The sequence below is a fragment of the Pantoea sp. DY-5 genome (genome assembly GCF_019795955.1).
GTDB classification, from domain to species: Bacteria; Pseudomonadota; Gammaproteobacteria; order Enterobacterales; family Enterobacteriaceae; genus Pantoea; species Pantoea leporis.
This window is the reverse complement of the sequence record NZ_JAIMIE010000001.1, coordinates 1,626,946-1,643,960: the sequence shown is the minus strand read 5'-3', so window position 1 is coordinate 1,643,960 and position 17,015 is coordinate 1,626,946. Positions and strand designations below refer to the sequence as shown.

Below are 17,015 nucleotides of genomic sequence, written 5' to 3'. Positions count from 1 at the left end.
ACGCAGCGCGCTGCGATATTTGCCACTGGTTAGCAGTGGAAAAATCACTGCCACTGCAGCTGACAAAAGGTCACCAGCGCGGCGGCCAGCGCCTGCTGCAGTTCGTCCTGCGGCGCACGGCAAAATAGCGCCAGTTCAAAATGGTTGATGGTGGGTAAACCATCGGCTTCCCCTAATACGCGATGCTCAGGCAAGCGGCAGCTGGCGGGCAGCAGCGTTAAGCCCAATCCGGCGGCGCTGGCGCTGGCGAGCGCCACTAAACTGGCGCTACTGTAGCTGATGCGCCAGCTGCGGCCGAGGCTATCCAGCGTCTGCGCCATCTCTTCGCGATACAAACCGAGCTGCGGGAACACCACCAGCGGCACCGGCGTTTGCTCAAAGCAGGGATGTGCGGCGCTGTCCAGCCACAGCAGCGGCTCGGGGCGCGCAGCCAGCGGACGTTCACCGCCCGGCTGTTTGATCAGCATGATATCCAGCTCCTCACGCTGCCAGGCGCGATGCAAATCGACATACATGCCGCTCATCACATCAAGGCGCAGTTGCGGATGATCGCGGCTGAACTCCGCCAGCAAACCGGCGGTCGGCGCGGCGAAATCTTCCGGCACGCCAAGGCGCAGCACGCCGTCGCGCCATTTATCGCTCAGCACGTCGTGCGCTTCGCCGTTTAGCGCGATGATGCGGCGCGCATAGCCCAGCAGCTTCTCGCCCTCTTCGGTGAGCGCCACCTGATGCGATGTGCGCTGTAGCAGCGGTTTACCGATCATCTCTTCCAGCCGACGCACCTGCTGGCTCACGGTGGATTGCGACAGATGCACGCGATCGGCGGCGCGGGTGAAGCTGGCGGTTTCACACACCGCGACAAAACTCAGCAGTTGCTGTGGGGTGAACATCGGCTGACGATTCATTTTTCCACTGGTCATTATGGTGTTATTTCATTTCCAAATAGTAACGACTGCTGCGATGCTGACAACCTCTTTGCAGCTGGATTGTGTATGAATCGACATTTCAACGGATTAACGCTCGCCGCTTTGGTATTGGCTGGGCTGAATATGCGACCGTTACTCACTTCTCTTAGTCCATTACTCGGCCAGCTTCGGCAGACGATGGGACTCTCTTCACTGGCGGCTTCGCTGCTGCCTGCGGTACCGATGGTGATGATGGGCGCGGTCGCGCTATTGAGCGCTTCGCTGATGCAGCGCCTGCCGCTGCAACGCTTGCTGCTAGCCGGATTGACGCTGCTGCTGCTGGCGCTGGCGGCGCGTGGCGTGATCCACGACGGCAGTTGGCTGGTGGTCAGCGCGCTGTTTGGCGGCCTTGGCGTGGGCGTGGTACAGATGGCGATGCCGGGCCTGATTCGTCAGCGCTTTGCGCAGCGCAGCGCGCCGGTCACCGGATTGTGGGCCGGTGCGCTGATGGGCGGCGGCGGTTTGGGGGCGGCGTTATCGCCGTGGCTCAGCGATCATTTGGGCGAGCCGCTGGCGCTGAGCGGCTGGGCGCTGCCGGTGCTGCTGGCGATTGGATTATGGTTATATGTGCGGGTGCCAACCGCCGCCAGCACGGAAAAGGTTGCGCTGCCGTCGCTGTGGCGCACGCCGCGCGCCTGGACGCTGGCAATCAGTTTTGGCCTGGTGAACGGTGGTTACGCCACCTGCGTTGCCTGGCTGCCGGATGCCTATCATCATCTTGGCTGGTCGGCGCAGGCCGGCGGATCGCTGCTCGGCGCAATGATTCTCTGTCAGGTTGCAGGTGCGCTGTTGATGCCGCTGCTGGCGCGTAAGGCGGATCGACGTCCGCAGCTAATTATCAGCCTGGTTTGTCAGCTGATCGGCATGAGCGGCTTTCTGTTTGCTCCGCTGTTCGCGCCGTGGCTGTGGGCGGCGATTGCCGGATTTGGTCTGGGCGCGGCGTTCCCGCTGGCGATGGTGCTGGCGCTTGATCACCTGCCGCATCCGCAGGCCGGTGCGCGGCTGGTGGCGTTTATGCAGGGCGCGGGCTTTATCATCGCCGGCTGCATGCCGTTTATCGCCGGTCAGCTGCAGGCATTAACCCACAGTTTTTCCAGCGTCTGGCTGATGCAGGCGGCGGTGACGGTCGGGCTGATTTTGCTGAACCTGCGCTTTCACCCACGCAGTTATGATCGGGCCTTTGGTCGGACTGCGGCGTAATTGGTCCTACCAAAAGATTCAGATGTGGCCTCGTCGTCACATAACATGAAAAATCCCGCCTGTTTCGTTGCATCGAAATAACAAAGCATTAACCATTCTCCTCCACCAAGCCCGCCGCGCTGCATTTTGGTCCTACCAATTCAGCGTGGCGGGCGAGCTTCATACAGGATAATGCGATGACCGAAAACACGCTGCGGGCGCGGCTCTGCGCCTGGATCACCGAGCATCAGCTGGAGCCGGGCATGCGGCTGCCGTCCGAACGCGCGCTGGCGGCGGAGTTTGGCTCATCGCGATCGTCACTGCGCGAGGCGATCCAGCAACTGATCAGCAGCGGCGTGTTAATCAGTAAACGCGGCGGCGGCACCTGGCTGCGTCAGCCGCAGCAGCCGTGGTCGGAACAGCGTATCGTTGAGCCGATTCGCCAGTTGCTGGCGGAGGATCCCGATTATCGCTACGACATCCTTGAAGCGCGTCACGCGATAGAAGCCAGCACCGCGTGGCACGCGGCGTTGCGCGCCACCGAAGCCGATAAAGAGCGGCTGGCTTACGCCTTTGATGCGCTGCTGAAGATTAAGCAGAGCGACGATGCCGATCTCGCGGCGCAGGCCGATCTGCGTTTTCATCTCGCCATCGCCGAAGCCTCGCACAACGTAGTGCTGCTGCAGACCATGCGCGGCTTTTTCGATCTGCTGCAATCCTCGGTGCTGCACAGCCGTCAGCGCATGTATACCCATCCGGTGATTTTTAATCGTCTTAACGAACAGCATCAGGCGATGTTTGATGCGGTGATGGCCGGTGACGCGGAAAAGGCGCGCCAGGCGGCGATGGATCATCTCGGCTTTGTTCACACCACTATGAAAACCCTGCATGAAGATGAGGCGCGCCAGGCGCGCATTACGCGTCTGCCGGGCCACCAACCTCAGCACAAGGAAAATAACGGATGATCATTTCTGCTGCCAGTGACTATCGCGCCGCGGCGCAACGCATCTTGCCACCGTTCTTGTTTCACTATCTGGATGGCGGCGCTTACGCCGAGCACACGCTGAAGCGCAATGTCGCCGATCTCTCCGACGTGGCGCTGCGCCAGCGTGTATTGAAGAACATGTCGGCGTTGAGCCTCGAAACCAAACTGTTCAACGAAACGCTATCGATGCCGGTGGCATTAGCGCCGGTCGGCTTGTGCGGCATGTATGCGCGACGTGGCGAAGTACAGGCGGCGCGCGCGGCGGCGCTGAAAGGCATTCCGTTTACGCTCTCAACCGTATCGGTTTGCCCCATCGAAGAAGTGGCGCCGGCCATTAATCGTCCGATGTGGTTTCAGCTCTATGTGCTGCGCGATCGCGGTTTTATGCGCAACGCGCTGGAGCGCGCCAAAGCCGCCGGCTGTACCACGCTGGTGTTCACTGTCGATATGCCGACGCCGGGCGCACGCTATCGTGATGCGCACTCCGGCATGAGCGGCCCCAATGCGCCGCTGCGTCGTTACTGGCAGGCGGCAACGCATCCGCAATGGGCGTGGGATGTCGGTTTACATGGCCGTCCGCACGATCTCGGCAACATCTCCACTTATCTTGGTAAACCGACCGGGCTGGAAGATTACATCGGCTGGCTGGCGAACAATTTCGATCCGTCGATTTCCTGGAAAGATCTGGAGTGGATTCGTGAATTCTGGGATGGCCCGATGGTGATTAAAGGCATTCTCGACGCGGAAGATGCGCGCGATGCGGTGCGATTTGGTGCCGATGGCATTGTGGTGTCGAATCACGGCGGGCGTCAGCTGGACGGCGTGCTGTCGTCGGCGCGCGCGTTGCCAGCGATTGCCGATGCGGTGAAAGGCGATATCACTATTCTCGCCGACAGCGGCATTCGCAGCGGATTGGATGTGGTGCGCATGATCGCCCTCGGTGCCGACAGCGTGCTGCTGGGACGCGCGTTTGTCTATGCGCTGGCAACGCACGGTCAGCGCGGCGTTGAAAATCTGCTCAACCTGATTGAGAAAGAGATGAAAGTGGCGATGACGCTGACCGGCGCGAAATCGATCAAAGAGATTACGCAGGCTTCGCTGGTGCAGGCTAACGCGCTGTTGAGTGAGGCGGGCTTGAGTCCGGCGCGTCCACGCGCGGTGAGCTAATCCAGCAGAATGAGTCATGTTGTCTATACTCAATAGCTGTCGAACACAACAGGAGGAATGACATGACCATTCATAAGAAAGGATCGGCCCATTGGGAAGGCGACATTAAAGGCAAAGGTACGGTAAGTACCGAAAGCGGCGTGTTGAGCAATCAACCGTACGGTTTCAATACCCGTTTTGAAGGCCAGAAGGGCACTAACCCGGAAGAGCTGATTGGTGCAGCACATGCCGCTTGTTTCTCAATGGCGTTGTCATTGATGTTGGGCAATGAAGGGCATCCGCCAACAAGCATTGATACCACCGCGGATGTGTCGCTGGATAAAAAGGGCGACGGTTTTGCCATCACCAAAATCGCGCTGACCAGCGCCATCGTCTTACCGGGCATTGATGACGCGAAGTTTGATGAGATCATCCAGAAAGCCAAAGCGGGCTGCCCGGTTTCTCAGGTACTGAATGCTGAAATCACGCTCGACTACACGCTGAATAAATAATCGCCCAAATGGGTGACCAGCGTTAGAATCAACGGTGCGCCTTAGGGCGCACCGTTGCTTTCTGTCGTCTGGAGGATGCGTGGCAAAAAAACTGGCTGCAACCAAACACTGGAAAATGATCGTGGTGCTGTTGTGCATCTGCGGGGCGCTGATGCTGATTCGCTGGGCGGCGATGATATGGGGATGAAAGAGTGGATCAGCAGCCACAAGCTTGGCGTGTTGGTGATGGTGATTTTGGTGCTGGAGTTACTGCACTACCTGCTCACGGCGTCATGGTTCCCATGGCAGATTGGCTAATCAATCAGGCGTACTCACCGTCTGTCTGGCGTACGTTACGCGCACTGCTGCGCGCAATGCGATAGGCCTTGCGTGGATCGCCCGCCACGAACTCAAACGTGGGCGAGAAATAGAATGGCAGCCAGCCGCCGAAGCCGCTTTCCCATTCCCAACGTACGGGGCAGGGCCAGAGAATGCCATCATACAAAATGTAATAAACCCAGCGTCCGTTTGGACGACGGGGGCGAGATGTTTTCATTGGATTCACAACGATGATAGTGAAAAGCAGCTTATATTTTGAACGCTACAACCCATTCTTGCAATGCCGTTTGGCTACTATTTGCGCAACTTTAATCAAGCTGGCACCGAATTAACGGTGCACTTCGCCACAAAGTAAGACCACATTTGGCCGCACTTTATGGATGCGATCGGCCATCTGCTCACAGGCCACTTTGGTCGGATAGATACGCTCCGAAACCGGTAAGGCATCACAGGCATCATGCCCACATGCGCTCACTAATAAAACAAAACCAATCAGCATAATCAGACTCCTTTAACACCTTCTCGCTGGTACGGAATGTGTGGCTGGTCGTTCCCTTTTTTGATCCAGTATAGCTAAACGCGTTGAGAGTCAATTATCACCCTGAGCGGCTTTCTTGTCCGGCTCGCAAGATTATACGCATCGCAGTGCGCAACCGTAGCTCAATCTGGGCTAAACTATGCGGCCCTGATAAAAACGATGAGTGAGTTAACATGTCGAACGAAATTGCCCAACCAGCCAGCAGCCCAAAACAAGCTGCCTTGCAACTGGTGATTGAACTGGTGCGCGCGGGAAAACTGAGCCCGCTGCACGGTGATGCTTCCAACATGATTTCAATCTACGAACAGTTCAAAACCCATTTCGAAGCGGAAAAAGAGTAATTTTTGTGCCAGCGGTCGCCATGAATGAATGGCGGCCCTATGCGATCTCATCCGTGTGGGTGCGGTCGTACTCTTCCTGCGCGCGTTCCAGTGATGGACCGTGCTCCAGCGCCCAGTCATACAACGCGACAAACGGTTGTTGCAGCGTCTGTGCCAGCGGGGTCAGGCTGTATTCCACACCGATCGGCGCGGTGTTCAGCACTTCGCGATTCACAAGCCCATTACGCTCCAGCCGCTTTAACGCATCCGCCAACGCTTTGTGAGTGATGCCATCCAGCCGACGACGAATCTCATTAAAACGCGACGGCTTAGTACAAAGCACGGTGAGAATTAAAATCGACCATTTATTGGTGATGTGCTCCAGCACCGGCCGGGTTTTCCCTACATCTCTCAAGCTGTTACCGTCGATTTCAGCCATGGCGATATACTCCGCGATATCTGGTATAAATAAAGTGCGTAATTGTTATTAAGTATAAAATATATACCATCTGCTTTCTACCCAAACAGGAGAGAGCAGATGAGCAGACTGAATAACAAAGTGGCGGTGGTACTGGGCGGCGCAAAGGGAATTGGTCTGGCAATCAGCCAGCGTTTTGCCAGTGAGGGCGCTACCACCTGGTTTACCTCGCGCCGTGACGAGGAGTTACAGACCGCCAGCAGCAGCATCAGCGGCAACGCGCATCCGCTGCGTGCCGATGTGAGCCAGCAGAGTGAATTGACGCGCATTATTGAAACGATCACGCGTGAATCCGGCCAGCTGGATGTGTTGGTGATCAACGCTGGGATGGCGGAGTACGCTACCATTGATGAGATTAGCGCTGAGCATTTTGATCACATCTTCGGCCTCAATGTGCGCTCGCCGGTGTTTGCCCTGCAGGCCGCGTTGCCGCTGCTGAAGCCCGGCGCCAGCGTGGTATTGATTGGTTCTATTGCCGATGTGATTGGCACCCAAGGATACGGCGTTTACAGCGCCAGTAAAGCCGCGCTGCGATCCTTTGCCCGTACCTGGACGCGCGAGCTCTCTGCGCGCGGTATCCGCATTAACGTGGTGGCGCCTGGCCCGATCGATACCGATATGATGCGGGCGGCTTCTGAAGAGGTGCGCAACGGCATCACCAGCACTATTCCGCTCAGCAGAATGGGCAAGCCCGAAGAGGTGGCCAACGTCGCGCTGTTCCTCGCCAGTGACGAGAGCAGTTACATCGCGGGCGCAGAAATCTGTGTGGATGGCGGTTTGACACAGGTGTAAGCATCATACATAGCCATCTCAGGATGGCTGTTTTGCTTTGGTCAGGCGAAATACCAGGCGGGCAGGATAGCGATTAAATTGTTTAACGTGTGCAGGAAGATCGGCAGCGCCAGGCTGTTGCTGCGCAGGCGGGCGTAGCACAGCAGCATGGAAAACAGCGTTAAGGCAACCAGCGTTTCCCAGTGCACATATTGGGTATGCATCGCGGCGAACAGCAGGGAGGTGAGCAGCATGCAGGCAAAACGGCTTCTCGGCGCCCACAACAGAAAACCTTGCAGTAAAAATCCCCGGAACAGCACTTCTTCAAACACCGGTGCCAGCAGCACGGCGGTGAGCAGCAGAATCAACATCGAGCTGCGTCCCTGCTGCGATTGCGCAATCAGCCAGCCTTCGGGTTGCAGAAATTGCGTCTGCGCCACCATCAAAGCGAACAGTAAACCGATAAACAGCAGCGCCTGCATCGGCCGCACAAAGCCCAGCGGAATGTCGCTGCGACGCTGACAGTAAAAACGGTACAGCGGATAGATCACCGCAAACTCCACCAGGCAAAGCACCGGCATCAGCAAGCCGTTGGTACGCAGCATCCCGTAATTGGGAAACAGCGTAACCAGCATGGTCACAAGGTAATAGACCACAAAGCTACCCACGTAGAACAGCGTTAACGTAACTTTGTCGGATTGGGTGTCCATAGGCGACTCAGCGAGCAGAGGAGAGCGCATAGTAGCAACGCCGATCATCCCTGTCGAGGTGGCGTGCTGCACATTTGCGCTGCTCAAATATTCCACCAACAAGACTAAATCTGCGGCGCTCGGGGCCGATAACCGATCAAACCCTTACAGGGTGGAGATGTGCGCAGTCTGCGTTGTCATCCGCCTTTTTTTGCTGCCTGTATTTTACGAGCAATGCGCATGAATTCTGAGTTTCACCGGCACACGGCACTGGCCGCCAGGACCAATATGGAAGCACACACGGTAAGGCTGACGCGGCGCAGTCTGCGCACCTTATCCTCGCTGCTGTTTGGCGTGCTACTTCTCTCTGTGGTGATGGTGTTGGTTATCGCCCATCGACAGAACATCGACTCAATCCAGCAGGATGCCAATCTGATGCGTCAGGCGTGGCAGCAACAGCAGCAACAGATGCTCGTCGATGCGCGCGATTATGCTAACTGGGGCGAAGGCTGGAAGAACCTGCATCTGACGGTCAATAAGGTTTGGGCGTGGGACGAAGAGAACTTTGGTCCGGGGCTTTACAAGGAGTATCACTACGACGGCGTGTTCGTGGTAGATGGCAATGGGAAAACCCGCTATGCGGTGATTAACGGTGAATTATCAGATGCTTCGATTGAGAGCTTGTTAGGCGCACAAAGCAACGTACTGCTAAGCGCGGCGCGCTCACTGCATGACGCCGTTGCAGGCAATGCGCTGGTGGAGAGTAACCCGGCGATCGTCGTGGCCGCACCGATTACGCCGGGCAAAGGACAGGATTTGCCGACGATGCCCGGCCCCGCTTCGGTCATGGTGTTCGTTAACATTTTCACGCCACAAAAACTGCAAGCGCTGGGCACATCCCTGAATGTGATTGAACCGCGCATCGCCAGCGATCTAAACGATGCGCTGTTTGAGCCACGGCTGGTGGAGCCGGTGCTGCAGGGCGAACCCCTGGTATTGCGCTGGCAGCCGAAAAATCCCGGCTTCGGCGTGATGTGGCTGATGATGCCGCTGCTGCTGTTCACCGCGCTGGCGGTGGCGCTGGTGACGCGTCGCGTGCTGCGGCATGCACTGCACAACGCGGTGATCTCCGATCGTCGCTTTGAAATGCTGGCGATCAGTCAGCGTGAGTTGGCCAACAGCGAAGAGCGTTTTCGCGATCTGGCGGAAGCCGCGTCGGACTGGATTTGGGAAGTCGACGCACAGGGCCGCCTCTGTTATCTCTCGTCGCGCTTTGCTGCGGTGACCGGCCATGAAGTGAAAAGCTGGATTGGACGTCCGCTTGACCAACTGCTGAGCCATCCCAGCCATTCGCTGGTCTCCTGGCTGATGCGTCAAGGCGAAGAGGTGAAACATGTGCCGCTGCGCTGCCAGTTTATGTCGGCCAACGGCGAGCGCCGCATTGGGCAGTTAATGGCGAAAGCCATTCGGCGTAACGGCTTGCGCTCGGGTTTTCGCGGCACAGTGTCGGATATCACTCATGAAGTGGACGCCGAAGCGCGCATTCAGTTTCTGTCACGTCATGACATGCTGACCGGCCTCGCGAACCGCATGCAGCTGCAGGAGTATTTAACCGCGTATCTGGAGTGCGTCAGCGCGGATGATCCGCTGTTTGTCATCAGTTTCGATCTCGATCAGTTCAAACCGATCAACGATACGTGGGGCCACGCGGTCGGTGATGACGTTCTGAATGAGATCTCGACACGGCTGAAAAGCTTGCTGGCGCCGAATGAACTGGCGGCCCGGCTCGGCGGCGATGCCTTTATTTTGCTGCTGCGCGAAAGCACGCGGGCGGGTGTGGAATATCGCTGTCGTGCGCTGCAGCGCATGGTGCATCAACCGATCATCAGCGGATCGCATCAAATCAGCCTCACCGCCAGCATGGGCATCGTATCAGCACCGCAGGATGCGGCTCAGCCGGAAGCGCTGTTACGCCTGGCCGATATTGCGCTGGCTCAGGCGCGCAGTGCCGGACGCGATCAGTGGGTTTGGTACTCCACCGATATGGCTAACCATCTGCAGTCAAAACGCGACATGGTGCAGGCGATTGAGGGCGCGCTGCACAATCACGCCTTCACGCTGCATTACCAGCCGCGCTATCAGCTGCAAAGCGGGCAGCTGGCTGGCGCTGAAGCGCTGATTCGCTGGCAGATAGCCGACGATCAATGGATCACACCCGATCGCTTTATTCCATTAGCGGAAGAGAACGGCCTGATCGCTGCGATCAGCGATTGGGTGCTGATGCGCGCATGCGCGGACGCCCGCGACTGGGGCGAACAGCGCTATGTTTCCGTGAATATTTCGCCGGTGGAGTTTCGTAATAACGATCTGGTGCAGCGCGTGGCGCATGCGCTGGAGGTGAGTGGATTACCGGCCACACGTCTGGAGCTGGAGATCACCGAAAACGTCACTTTTGAGAATCCGGATCGCGCATTGGAGATCATGCAAGGCCTGCGCGCGCTCGGCGTGCGGCTGACGGTGGATGATTTTGGTACTGGCTATGCGGCGTTGGGCTATCTGAAAACTTTCCCGTTCAACGGTTTGAAGATCGATCGTTCATGGATGAAGGAGTTCCCGGAATCGCAGCAGGCGCAATCGGTGGTGGCGGGGATTGTCGGTCTGGCTCGCGCGTTTGCGCTGACCATTACTGCAGAAGGGATTGAAACCGAAGCACAGCTCAGGGAGCTGAAAGCGCTGTCGTGTGAAGAAGGGCAGGGATATGTCCTTGGCCGACCCATGTCGCTGGCAGCGTTTAATGCCCGGTTGAAGGAAGAATTTACATCGTAGGGTCGCCATTTATGGCGACCATCATTTGAAACCGCTTAACGCACTCTGATCGCAACAAACGTCATCAGAGCGGCGAAGCCAACAAAAATCACCAGTTCCATCATTGCCTCCTCGCTAAGAAAATTCTTAGTTAATTGTAGTGGCTGGCGGATTGATTTTTAGACAGTGCGTGCGATTAATCCTAACTTTTGAGAGGAAGATCGCCCTTTTGAGCTGATTAGTGCGACCAATCTGCTGTAAAAATTTCCGTTTCACGGTCACGCTTTGCTACTCTCAAAAACCGGTTGTCTATTTATCCAGGAGGAGAAACTTGTGACCCATTATGGAAAAGCGCTACTGGTAACGGCCTTTTTTGCCCTGACCGCGTGCCAGTCAGCCAGCAAACCTGACGCCAGCGCGGCTGCCAGCCACGATCCGGAAACCGATCAGTGCGGCGCATCGCAATACCAAAACTACGTTGGTCAGCCATTATCGACGCTCGACAACAAACGCTTCGCGGTGCCCGTGCGTGCTATTCCGTGGAATTCAGCGGTAACGATGGATTTCAATCTGCGTCGGATAAATTTCGCGGCGGATCAAAGCGGTAAAATTTCCCGGGTGTACTGCGGATAACAAAAAAACGACATTGCATTGTCATCGGGCTGTCACAGCGCCGGGCGAGGATAACTGCGCACTACGGAGATTTCCTCGTCACTCTCGAATATGCAATGTTCGTCTTATTTCTTCCCGCTGCGGCGGGAATTTTTTTATCTTTCGGCCTGCAAGGCTGATGGAGGAGTGATGATGAGAACGCGTGGAAAATTGCTGCTGTTAACGCTGTTGTTAAGTCCGCTGGCGCAGGCGTCGAGCGAAGCCGCATGGCAGCAGAACGACAAAAATATGCAGCAAAGCTGTCTCAAGGCCAGCGGCCTGAAGACAGCGAAAGTGGTGGGTAAGCCGATTCAGTATGATGACAGCGTGGGCTTTGATGCGCTGCTGCTGGAAGGTCGCTATCCGCAAAAGCACATGAAAAATCAGGTCGGACGCGAACTCTGCCTGTACCAGCGTCAAAGCGGCAAGGCATTTGTCAGCGAAGCCGACCATCTGCGTGCGGTAAAATAGTGGCGTGGGCCGCTATTTCTGCGGCCCCGATTCCAGCAGTTTTGCCAGTAAGTTGCGGTAGCTCTGCAGCTGCTGTTCATCCCCTTCAAATTCCAGCTTATCAATCACGCGCGCAATAATCGCTTTGCTGGTGGCAGGCTGTCCGTCATCCATCAGTTCGCGCATGATCGCCGCCAGCATGTCGCTCTCATGCGGTGCATGCCAGGCTGGGCTATTAAAATAGTCGGTAATCGCCCGACTGGCGCTGTTTGGCTGGGTTCTCATAGCTGACCTCCGCAGAGACAACGATGCCCACCGCCGGATAATGGCAGCATGGGGAAATTGGGTTTAATCATGCGGACTGTCCAGAACAGACAGCGCGTCGCCAGTGATAACTGGTGGTTTTTTAAACATAGATGCGGTGTGGAATATTGTCAGTAACGTGTAGACATATTTTTTCACGTTTGCCTGCCATTGCGATGCGCTTATCTTGCGGCAGGCTGGGTTTCAGCACATAAAGACACTAAAAAACGGCTTTCAGACATGATTTGCTGTGAGCAAAATCACGCTCGACAGTGTAAAACTGCGTTTTTTCGCCCATGCCATGTTTTGCCGTCCGGTAATGTTATGAGATTGTTAGACTGAACTCTCGTTTCATTCTGCTGATGCCCACGCCCATGTTACGCTCCATCGAGTCCTGGAAAGTTAATCTGATATCCGTTTGGTTTGGCTGCTTTTTTACCGGCCTTGCTATCAGTCAGATCATTCCCTTCCTGCCGCTGTATGTGGAAGAACTCGGGATTCGTGGCGGTAACGCGCTCAGCGTCTGGTCTGGACTCACTTTTAGCGTCACCTTCATTGTTTCTGCCGCCGTCGCGCCGTTGTGGGGCAGCCTTGCTGACCGTAAAGGGCGCAAGCTAATGCTGCTGCGCGCCTCTTTCGGCATGGGCGCGGTGATTCTGCTGCAGGCGTTTGTCACTCAGGCGTGGCAGCTGTTGCTGCTGCGCGCGCTGATGGGCCTTACGTCCGGCTACATTCCCAATGCGATGGCGCTGGTGGCGGCGCAGGTGCCGCGCGAGCGCAGCGGCTGGGCGCTCAGCTGTGTTTCCACCGGGCAGATCAGCGGCGTCATTCTCGGGCCGATGATTGGCGGTTTGCTGGCGGACTGGCTCGGTTTACGCATGGTGTTTATCGTCACCGCCGTGCTGCTGATGGTGAGCTTTCTCGTCACCTTATTTCTGATAAAAGAGACCGGTTATACGCCGGTTAGCAAGCAGGACAAGCTGAGCGGGCGCGACGTGTTTCTCACCCTCGATAATCCGCGCTTAATGATCTGCCTGTTCTTCACCACCATGGTGATTCAGATGTGCAACGGCTCGGTGAACCCAATCCTGACGCTGTTCGTGCGCGAGCTGGCACCGAATGCGCAGAACATCGCGTTTCTCAGCGGGGTGATCGCCGCGCTGCCGGGCGTATCGGCGCTGATCTCCGCGCCACGGCTGGGTAAACTCGGCGATCGTATTGGCACGCAACGCATTCTGCTCGCCACTATGATGGTTTCATTATTGCTGCTGGTGGCGATGTCGTTTGTCACCAGCGCGACGCAGTTGGGCGTGTTGCGTTTCCTGTTGGGATTTGCCGATGGTGCCATGATGCCGGCGGTGCAAACGCTGCTGGTGCGGCATTCACGCGATAACGTCACCGGGCGCATTTTCGGCTACAACCAATCGTTTATGTATCTGGGTAACGTGGCGGGTCCGCTGCTGGGCGCGGCGGTATCGGCGGCAACCGGCTATCGCTGGGTGTTCTTCGCCACGGCGATGGTGGTGATGGTTAACGTGATCTTCCTGCGCCGCTTCTATCGTCGGCCGAAAACCACGCTGACTCCACCTTTGAGCCAGCGTGAAACCGCAGAAAAACCTACTGACGCAACGTCAGCGCGTAGTGCCAGCGCTGCTGAGAAAGCAAAAACTCCGGGCTAACGCTTGGGCTCCATGAATCATCACCGCCGACGCCCATGTGGAAGCCATCGAGGTGCAGCCAGCAGCCATCCTCTTGCTGCAATAAGTGGCGATGCGAGGTGGCACGCAGCTGTTCAAGGCTGAAGCGACTGAGCGAAAAGGCGAAGTCGCCGCTCACCTGCAAGCCATTGCTCTGTAACTGACGCGTGCCACAGCGCAAACCATTTTCACCGGGGAACACATACGCGGTGCTGAGCGCTGCCAGCGGCAGCTGCCAGCGCGAGAACTGCGCCGCCAATTGGCGATCCGGATAGTTCTCGTGCGGGCCTAAACCGAGCCAGCTCACCTGCTGCGGCGACTTCGCCAGTTGGCAGCGCAGCCCGATGCGTGCCGGCGGCGGCAAACCGGGCGCCTGTTCCACATTGACGCTGATGGACAACTCACCGTTAGCATTGATCTGATAGCGTTTGTGGCTGGTGAAAGCCAGCTGACCGTTGGCCAGCCACTGATGCCAGGTTTCAATCAGCACGCTGTGTTTCAGGCTATCGACCTGCATATCCACCAGCACCGCTTGCAACTCATCGTAGCCCGCACGTTTCCAGCGCTCGACCCACGCATTGGGATCAACATTGGCAGCTTCGCTGGTGCCGATATCGTTATCAATCGGCGCACGAATAAAGCACTCCTGCAGCGGCGTGATCAGCGTTTCTTCATCATCGACAAACCATTGCACCAGCTCGCCGCTGCGGCGCGAGAAGTGCCAGCGCTGTTGGGGCACAACTACCGCCACCAGATCGTGATTGGCAATCAGTTCCGGCGCGGTGGCACCGATCTCCACAACGCGCACCGGCAGCGCAGCGGGCAGCGGCCACTGATCCCAGGCGACGCGCGCATCCGCTTCGGACCACGGCGTGGCGTTGATTTGATGCACCGCCAGATTCAGCCACGCGTTGCCCTGCAAATTTTCACTGGCGGGCAGCGTCACCGTCTGGCTGCCTTGAGCGGCGAGATCGAGCGGCAATTCACCGCTGGCGATGGCAACGCCATCCTGCTCGATTGACCAGCGCAGCACTTCGTTATCGCTGCGGCGGAACAGATATTCGCTGCTGACGGTAAAGCGATACGGCTCGTTAGCGTCCCGCTGAAACTGGAAGAACTGCTGCGCGCGCTGGGCTTCAAACAGCGCCGGATGCGGTGAGCGGTCGGCAAAAACCAGCCCGTTCATGCAGAACTGGCGATCGTTCGGCGTATCGCCAAAATCTCCGCCGTAGGCTTGCCAGGCTTCACCGTTGTCGTCGTAGCGCGTCAGGCTTTGATCGACCCAATCCCAGACAAAGCCGCCCTGCAAGCGCGGGAACTGGCGGAAGGCTTGCCAGTATTTAGCGAAACCGCCAAAGCTGTTGCCCATCGCGTGGGCGTATTCACACAGAATCAATGGCCGCGTCTCGCCCGGCAAACCAATCCACTTTTTCAGCGACCACTTTGGCACCGCCGGAAAAGGCTGATCCTGATCGACGCGCGCGTACATCGGGCAGACGATATCGGTGGCGGCGGTGTTGGCGCCGCCACCTTCGTACTGCACCGGACGCGTCGGATCGCTGCTTTTCACCCAGTGATAGAGCGCATCGTGCGTGCTGCCGTGACCTGATTCGTTGCCCAGCGACCAGATAATAATGCAGGCATGATTGCGGTCGCGCTGCACCATGCGCGTGACGCGCTCGCTGTAGGCGGCGAACCAGCGCGGATCGCTGGAGAGGCGATTCATGGGCTGCATACCGTGCGTTTCGATATTCGCCTCATCCACCACATACAAACCGTATTGATCGCACAGGCGATACCACAGCGGATGATTGGGATAGTGCGCGCAGCGTACCGCGTTAAAGTTGTGGCGCTTCATCAGCTCGATGTCGCGGCGCATGCTGGCTTCATCCACCACCTGACCGTTTTCCGGGTGATGTTCATGGCGATTCACACCGCGAATCAGCAGCGGCTTGCCGTTGAGGCACAATTGGCCCTGTTCAATGCTGACGCGACGGAAACCGACGTCGTAAGCTTCGGCTTCGAGCACGGCACCGTTTTCATCCATCAGCGTCACCACCGCGCGATAGAGATGCGGCGTTTCGGCGCTCCACAGTTGCGGCTGGTTGACCGGCAAGATCAGCAGGGCGCGTTCGGGATAATGACCGCGCTCGTCGATAATCGCACTGCCGGGTGCCTGTTCCTGCTCACCAATGCAGCTGTCGCCGCGCCACAAACTGACGCGCAATCGGCACTGCGCGGGCTGACGATCGCCGGCGTGGATCTTGACGCTGACACGCAGATCGCCGCGCAGGTATTCCGGGCTCAGCACGGTTTCAATCTGCACATCGGCCATTTGCGTCTCCGGCTTATGCAGCAAGCTGACATCACGGAAGATGCCGCTCATGCGCCACATATCCTGATCTTCCAGATAGCTGCCATCGCACCAGCGCAGCACCATCACGGCTAAGCGGTTCTGGCCGGGCTGCAAAGCGTGAGTGAGATCAAACTCGGCGGGCAGGCGGCTGTCCTGCGAATAACCGATCCACTGGCCGTTACACCACAGGAAGAAGGCCGAATTTACGCCGTCGAAGATAATGCGCGTCTGGCCCTGTTGCAGCCAGCTAGCATCCACTTTGAATGTGAGCGAGTAGCATCCAGTAGGATTCTGTTGCGGCACCAAAGGTGGCGTTACCGGAATTGGATACTGCACGTTGGTATAAATTGGCGCGTCAAAGCCGTGCAGCTGCCAGTTTGCGGGCACCGGCAGCGCATCGGCGCCAGACAAATCCTGCAGCAGCCAGCTTTGCGGTACCGCTTCCGGCTGCGTGAAGTAGCTGAAGCTCCATTGGCCGTTCAATAGCTGGCGCGAAGGCGAAGGGCGGTCATCGCGCGCGCTGATTTCGTCGCGCCAGCTGGCAAACGGCGGATGCGCATCCAGTCGATTAAGGCTGGTGATCACCGGATTTTCCCAGTCACGGCGCGCCAGAATTTCACTCAGGGAGACAGCAGATAAGCTCATGATGAGATCTCATTTATTGTAATGCGCTCACATTGCGTGAAATCGCACTGGCTGTAAAGCGATCAACCACGATTTTGCGCAGCGCGTTGGCAGCAATTTATGCCAGCCTTGCAATGTTTTTGCCGCTTTAGTGCCAGTAAATTGTTAAGCGTGGTGAGCAGAGATGAATAGCGCCGGGTTGCGGAGAATTCTGTATTGTCGTGCCCG

Annotated in this window: 18 protein-coding genes; 11 read left to right on the top strand and 7 right to left on the bottom strand. The window is 57.3% G+C overall.

What is annotated here, in order from left to right:
- Positions 1–44 precede the first annotated feature (44 nt).
- Positions 45–905, bottom strand: a complete 861-nt coding sequence (locus tag K5Y30_RS07850; RefSeq protein ID WP_110867784.1) for a LysR family transcriptional regulator — start codon at positions 903–905, stop codon at positions 45–47.
- 87 nt (positions 906–992) lie between these two features.
- On the opposite strand from K5Y30_RS07850, the gene K5Y30_RS07845 reads away from it, so the two are divergent.
- The 5 genes from K5Y30_RS07845 (at position 993) to yniD (ending at position 4,974) form a co-directional block, all read left to right on the top strand.
- On the top strand, positions 993–2,165 hold the full coding sequence (locus tag K5Y30_RS07845) for a cyanate transporter (RefSeq protein WP_222210838.1): 1,173 nt from the start codon (positions 993–995) through the stop codon (positions 2,163–2,165).
- Between the two features lie 176 nt (positions 2,166–2,341).
- Positions 2,342–3,109, top strand: coding sequence for a transcriptional regulator LldR (lldR, locus tag K5Y30_RS07840; RefSeq protein WP_222181514.1), 768 nt, complete (start codon positions 2,342–2,344; stop codon positions 3,107–3,109).
- Positions 3,106–4,296 carry an FMN-dependent L-lactate dehydrogenase LldD gene (gene lldD, locus K5Y30_RS07835; RefSeq protein ID WP_222210837.1) on the top strand — a complete coding sequence of 397 codons (1,191 nt, stop codon included), beginning with the start codon at positions 3,106–3,108 and terminating at the stop codon, positions 4,294–4,296. Before lldR ends, lldD begins: the two co-directional genes overlap by 4 nt.
- Positions 4,297–4,358: 62 nt before the next feature.
- The gene (locus K5Y30_RS07830; protein ID WP_101762490.1) at positions 4,359–4,787 is read left to right on the top strand and encodes an OsmC family protein; all 429 of its coding nucleotides are present in this window, start codon (positions 4,359–4,361) and stop codon (positions 4,785–4,787) included.
- 79 nt (positions 4,788–4,866) lie between these two features.
- Positions 4,867–4,974 (top strand): small membrane protein YniD, encoded by a 108-nt coding sequence (yniD, locus tag K5Y30_RS24835; protein WP_021507251.1) that lies wholly within the window; start codon positions 4,867–4,869, stop codon positions 4,972–4,974.
- 114 nt (positions 4,975–5,088) lie between these two features.
- Here the strand turns inward: yniD and K5Y30_RS07825 are convergent, their stop codons facing one another.
- Both K5Y30_RS07825 and K5Y30_RS07820 read right to left on the bottom strand, forming a co-directional pair.
- Positions 5,089–5,322, bottom strand: coding sequence for a hypothetical protein (locus tag K5Y30_RS07825; RefSeq protein ID WP_110867781.1), 234 nt, complete (start codon positions 5,320–5,322; stop codon positions 5,089–5,091).
- Between the two features lie 111 nt (positions 5,323–5,433).
- Positions 5,434–5,604 (bottom strand): hypothetical protein, encoded by a 171-nt coding sequence (locus K5Y30_RS07820; RefSeq protein WP_007887091.1) that lies wholly within the window; start codon positions 5,602–5,604, stop codon positions 5,434–5,436.
- 212 nt (positions 5,605–5,816) lie between these two features.
- Between K5Y30_RS07820 and K5Y30_RS07815 the strand changes: the two genes are divergently transcribed.
- Positions 5,817–5,984, top strand: a complete 168-nt coding sequence (locus tag K5Y30_RS07815) for a hypothetical protein (RefSeq protein WP_168197444.1) — start codon at positions 5,817–5,819, stop codon at positions 5,982–5,984.
- Positions 5,985–6,021: 37 nt separating this feature from the next.
- Here K5Y30_RS07815 and K5Y30_RS07810 read toward each other — a convergent pair whose 3' ends face one another.
- Complete coding sequence (locus K5Y30_RS07810; RefSeq protein WP_192415363.1) at positions 6,022–6,402, bottom strand: helix-turn-helix domain-containing protein; 381 nt, start codon at positions 6,400–6,402, stop codon at positions 6,022–6,024.
- Between the two features lie 99 nt (positions 6,403–6,501).
- Here K5Y30_RS07810 and K5Y30_RS07805 point away from each other — a divergent pair, with 99 nt between their 5' ends.
- On the top strand, positions 6,502–7,233 hold the full coding sequence (locus K5Y30_RS07805; RefSeq protein WP_222181518.1) for an SDR family NAD(P)-dependent oxidoreductase: 732 nt from the start codon (positions 6,502–6,504) through the stop codon (positions 7,231–7,233).
- A gap of 41 nt (positions 7,234–7,274) precedes the next feature.
- Here the strand turns inward: K5Y30_RS07805 and K5Y30_RS07800 are convergent, their stop codons facing one another.
- The gene (locus K5Y30_RS07800; protein ID WP_101762487.1) at positions 7,275–7,922 is read right to left on the bottom strand and encodes a CPBP family intramembrane glutamic endopeptidase; all 648 of its coding nucleotides are present in this window, start codon (positions 7,920–7,922) and stop codon (positions 7,275–7,277) included.
- A gap of 219 nt (positions 7,923–8,141) precedes the next feature.
- Between K5Y30_RS07800 and K5Y30_RS07795 the strand changes: the two genes are divergently transcribed.
- The 3 genes from K5Y30_RS07795 (at position 8,142) to K5Y30_RS07785 (ending at position 11,828) form a co-directional block, all read left to right on the top strand.
- Complete coding sequence (locus K5Y30_RS07795; protein WP_222210836.1) at positions 8,142–10,727, top strand: EAL domain-containing protein; 2,586 nt, start codon at positions 8,142–8,144, stop codon at positions 10,725–10,727.
- A 312-nt stretch (positions 10,728–11,039) separates the two neighbouring features.
- The gene (locus tag K5Y30_RS07790; protein WP_101762485.1) at positions 11,040–11,339 is read left to right on the top strand and encodes an I78 family peptidase inhibitor; all 300 of its coding nucleotides are present in this window, start codon (positions 11,040–11,042) and stop codon (positions 11,337–11,339) included.
- Positions 11,340–11,510: 171 nt separating this feature from the next.
- The gene (locus tag K5Y30_RS07785; protein WP_101762484.1) at positions 11,511–11,828 is read left to right on the top strand and encodes a hypothetical protein; all 318 of its coding nucleotides are present in this window, start codon (positions 11,511–11,513) and stop codon (positions 11,826–11,828) included.
- Between the two features lie 12 nt (positions 11,829–11,840).
- Here K5Y30_RS07785 and K5Y30_RS07780 read toward each other — a convergent pair whose 3' ends face one another.
- Positions 11,841–12,092 (bottom strand): biofilm development regulator YmgB/AriR family protein, encoded by a 252-nt coding sequence (locus K5Y30_RS07780; protein ID WP_101762483.1) that lies wholly within the window; start codon positions 12,090–12,092, stop codon positions 11,841–11,843.
- Positions 12,093–12,484: 392 nt separating this feature from the next.
- Between K5Y30_RS07780 and K5Y30_RS07775 the strand changes: the two genes are divergently transcribed.
- Positions 12,485–13,789 (top strand): multidrug efflux MFS transporter, encoded by a 1,305-nt coding sequence (locus K5Y30_RS07775; RefSeq protein WP_192236735.1) that lies wholly within the window; start codon positions 12,485–12,487, stop codon positions 13,787–13,789.
- Here K5Y30_RS07775 and K5Y30_RS07770 read toward each other — a convergent pair.
- The gene (locus tag K5Y30_RS07770; protein ID WP_222210835.1) at positions 13,728–16,808 is read right to left on the bottom strand and encodes a beta-galactosidase; all 3,081 of its coding nucleotides are present in this window, start codon (positions 16,806–16,808) and stop codon (positions 13,728–13,730) included. The genes K5Y30_RS07775 and K5Y30_RS07770 overlap by 62 nt on opposite strands.
- Positions 16,809–17,015 lie beyond the last annotated feature (207 nt).

Coding starts and splice junctions, on each gene's coding strand:
- K5Y30_RS07800 (WP_101762487.1), bottom strand. CDS start 7,922: ATGGACACCCAATCCGACAAAGTTACGTTAACGCTGTTCTACGTGGGT.
- K5Y30_RS07795 (WP_222210836.1), top strand. CDS start 8,142: ATGAATTCTGAGTTTCACCGGCACACGGCACTGGCCGCCAGGACCAAT.
- K5Y30_RS07780 (WP_101762483.1), bottom strand. CDS start 12,092: ATGAGAACCCAGCCAAACAGCGCCAGTCGGGCGATTACCGACTATTTT.
- K5Y30_RS07850 (WP_110867784.1), bottom strand. CDS start 905: ATGAATCGTCAGCCGATGTTCACCCCACAGCAACTGCTGAGTTTTGTC.
- K5Y30_RS07810 (WP_192415363.1), bottom strand. CDS start 6,402: ATGGCTGAAATCGACGGTAACAGCTTGAGAGATGTAGGGAAAACCCGG.
- K5Y30_RS07830 (WP_101762490.1), top strand. CDS start 4,359: ATGACCATTCATAAGAAAGGATCGGCCCATTGGGAAGGCGACATTAAA.
- K5Y30_RS07845 (WP_222210838.1), top strand. CDS start 993: ATGAATCGACATTTCAACGGATTAACGCTCGCCGCTTTGGTATTGGCT.
- K5Y30_RS07770 (WP_222210835.1), bottom strand. CDS start 16,808: ATGAGCTTATCTGCTGTCTCCCTGAGTGAAATTCTGGCGCGCCGTGAC.
- K5Y30_RS07805 (WP_222181518.1), top strand. CDS start 6,502: ATGAGCAGACTGAATAACAAAGTGGCGGTGGTACTGGGCGGCGCAAAG.
- K5Y30_RS07775 (WP_192236735.1), top strand. CDS start 12,485: ATGTTACGCTCCATCGAGTCCTGGAAAGTTAATCTGATATCCGTTTGG.
- lldD (WP_222210837.1), top strand. CDS start 3,106: ATGATCATTTCTGCTGCCAGTGACTATCGCGCCGCGGCGCAACGCATC.
- K5Y30_RS07820 (WP_007887091.1), bottom strand. CDS start 5,604: ATGCTGATTGGTTTTGTTTTATTAGTGAGCGCATGTGGGCATGATGCC.
- K5Y30_RS07785 (WP_101762484.1), top strand. CDS start 11,511: ATGAGAACGCGTGGAAAATTGCTGCTGTTAACGCTGTTGTTAAGTCCG.
- K5Y30_RS07825 (WP_110867781.1), bottom strand. CDS start 5,322: ATGAAAACATCTCGCCCCCGTCGTCCAAACGGACGCTGGGTTTATTAC.
- K5Y30_RS07815 (WP_168197444.1), top strand. CDS start 5,817: ATGTCGAACGAAATTGCCCAACCAGCCAGCAGCCCAAAACAAGCTGCC.
- lldR (WP_222181514.1), top strand. CDS start 2,342: ATGACCGAAAACACGCTGCGGGCGCGGCTCTGCGCCTGGATCACCGAG.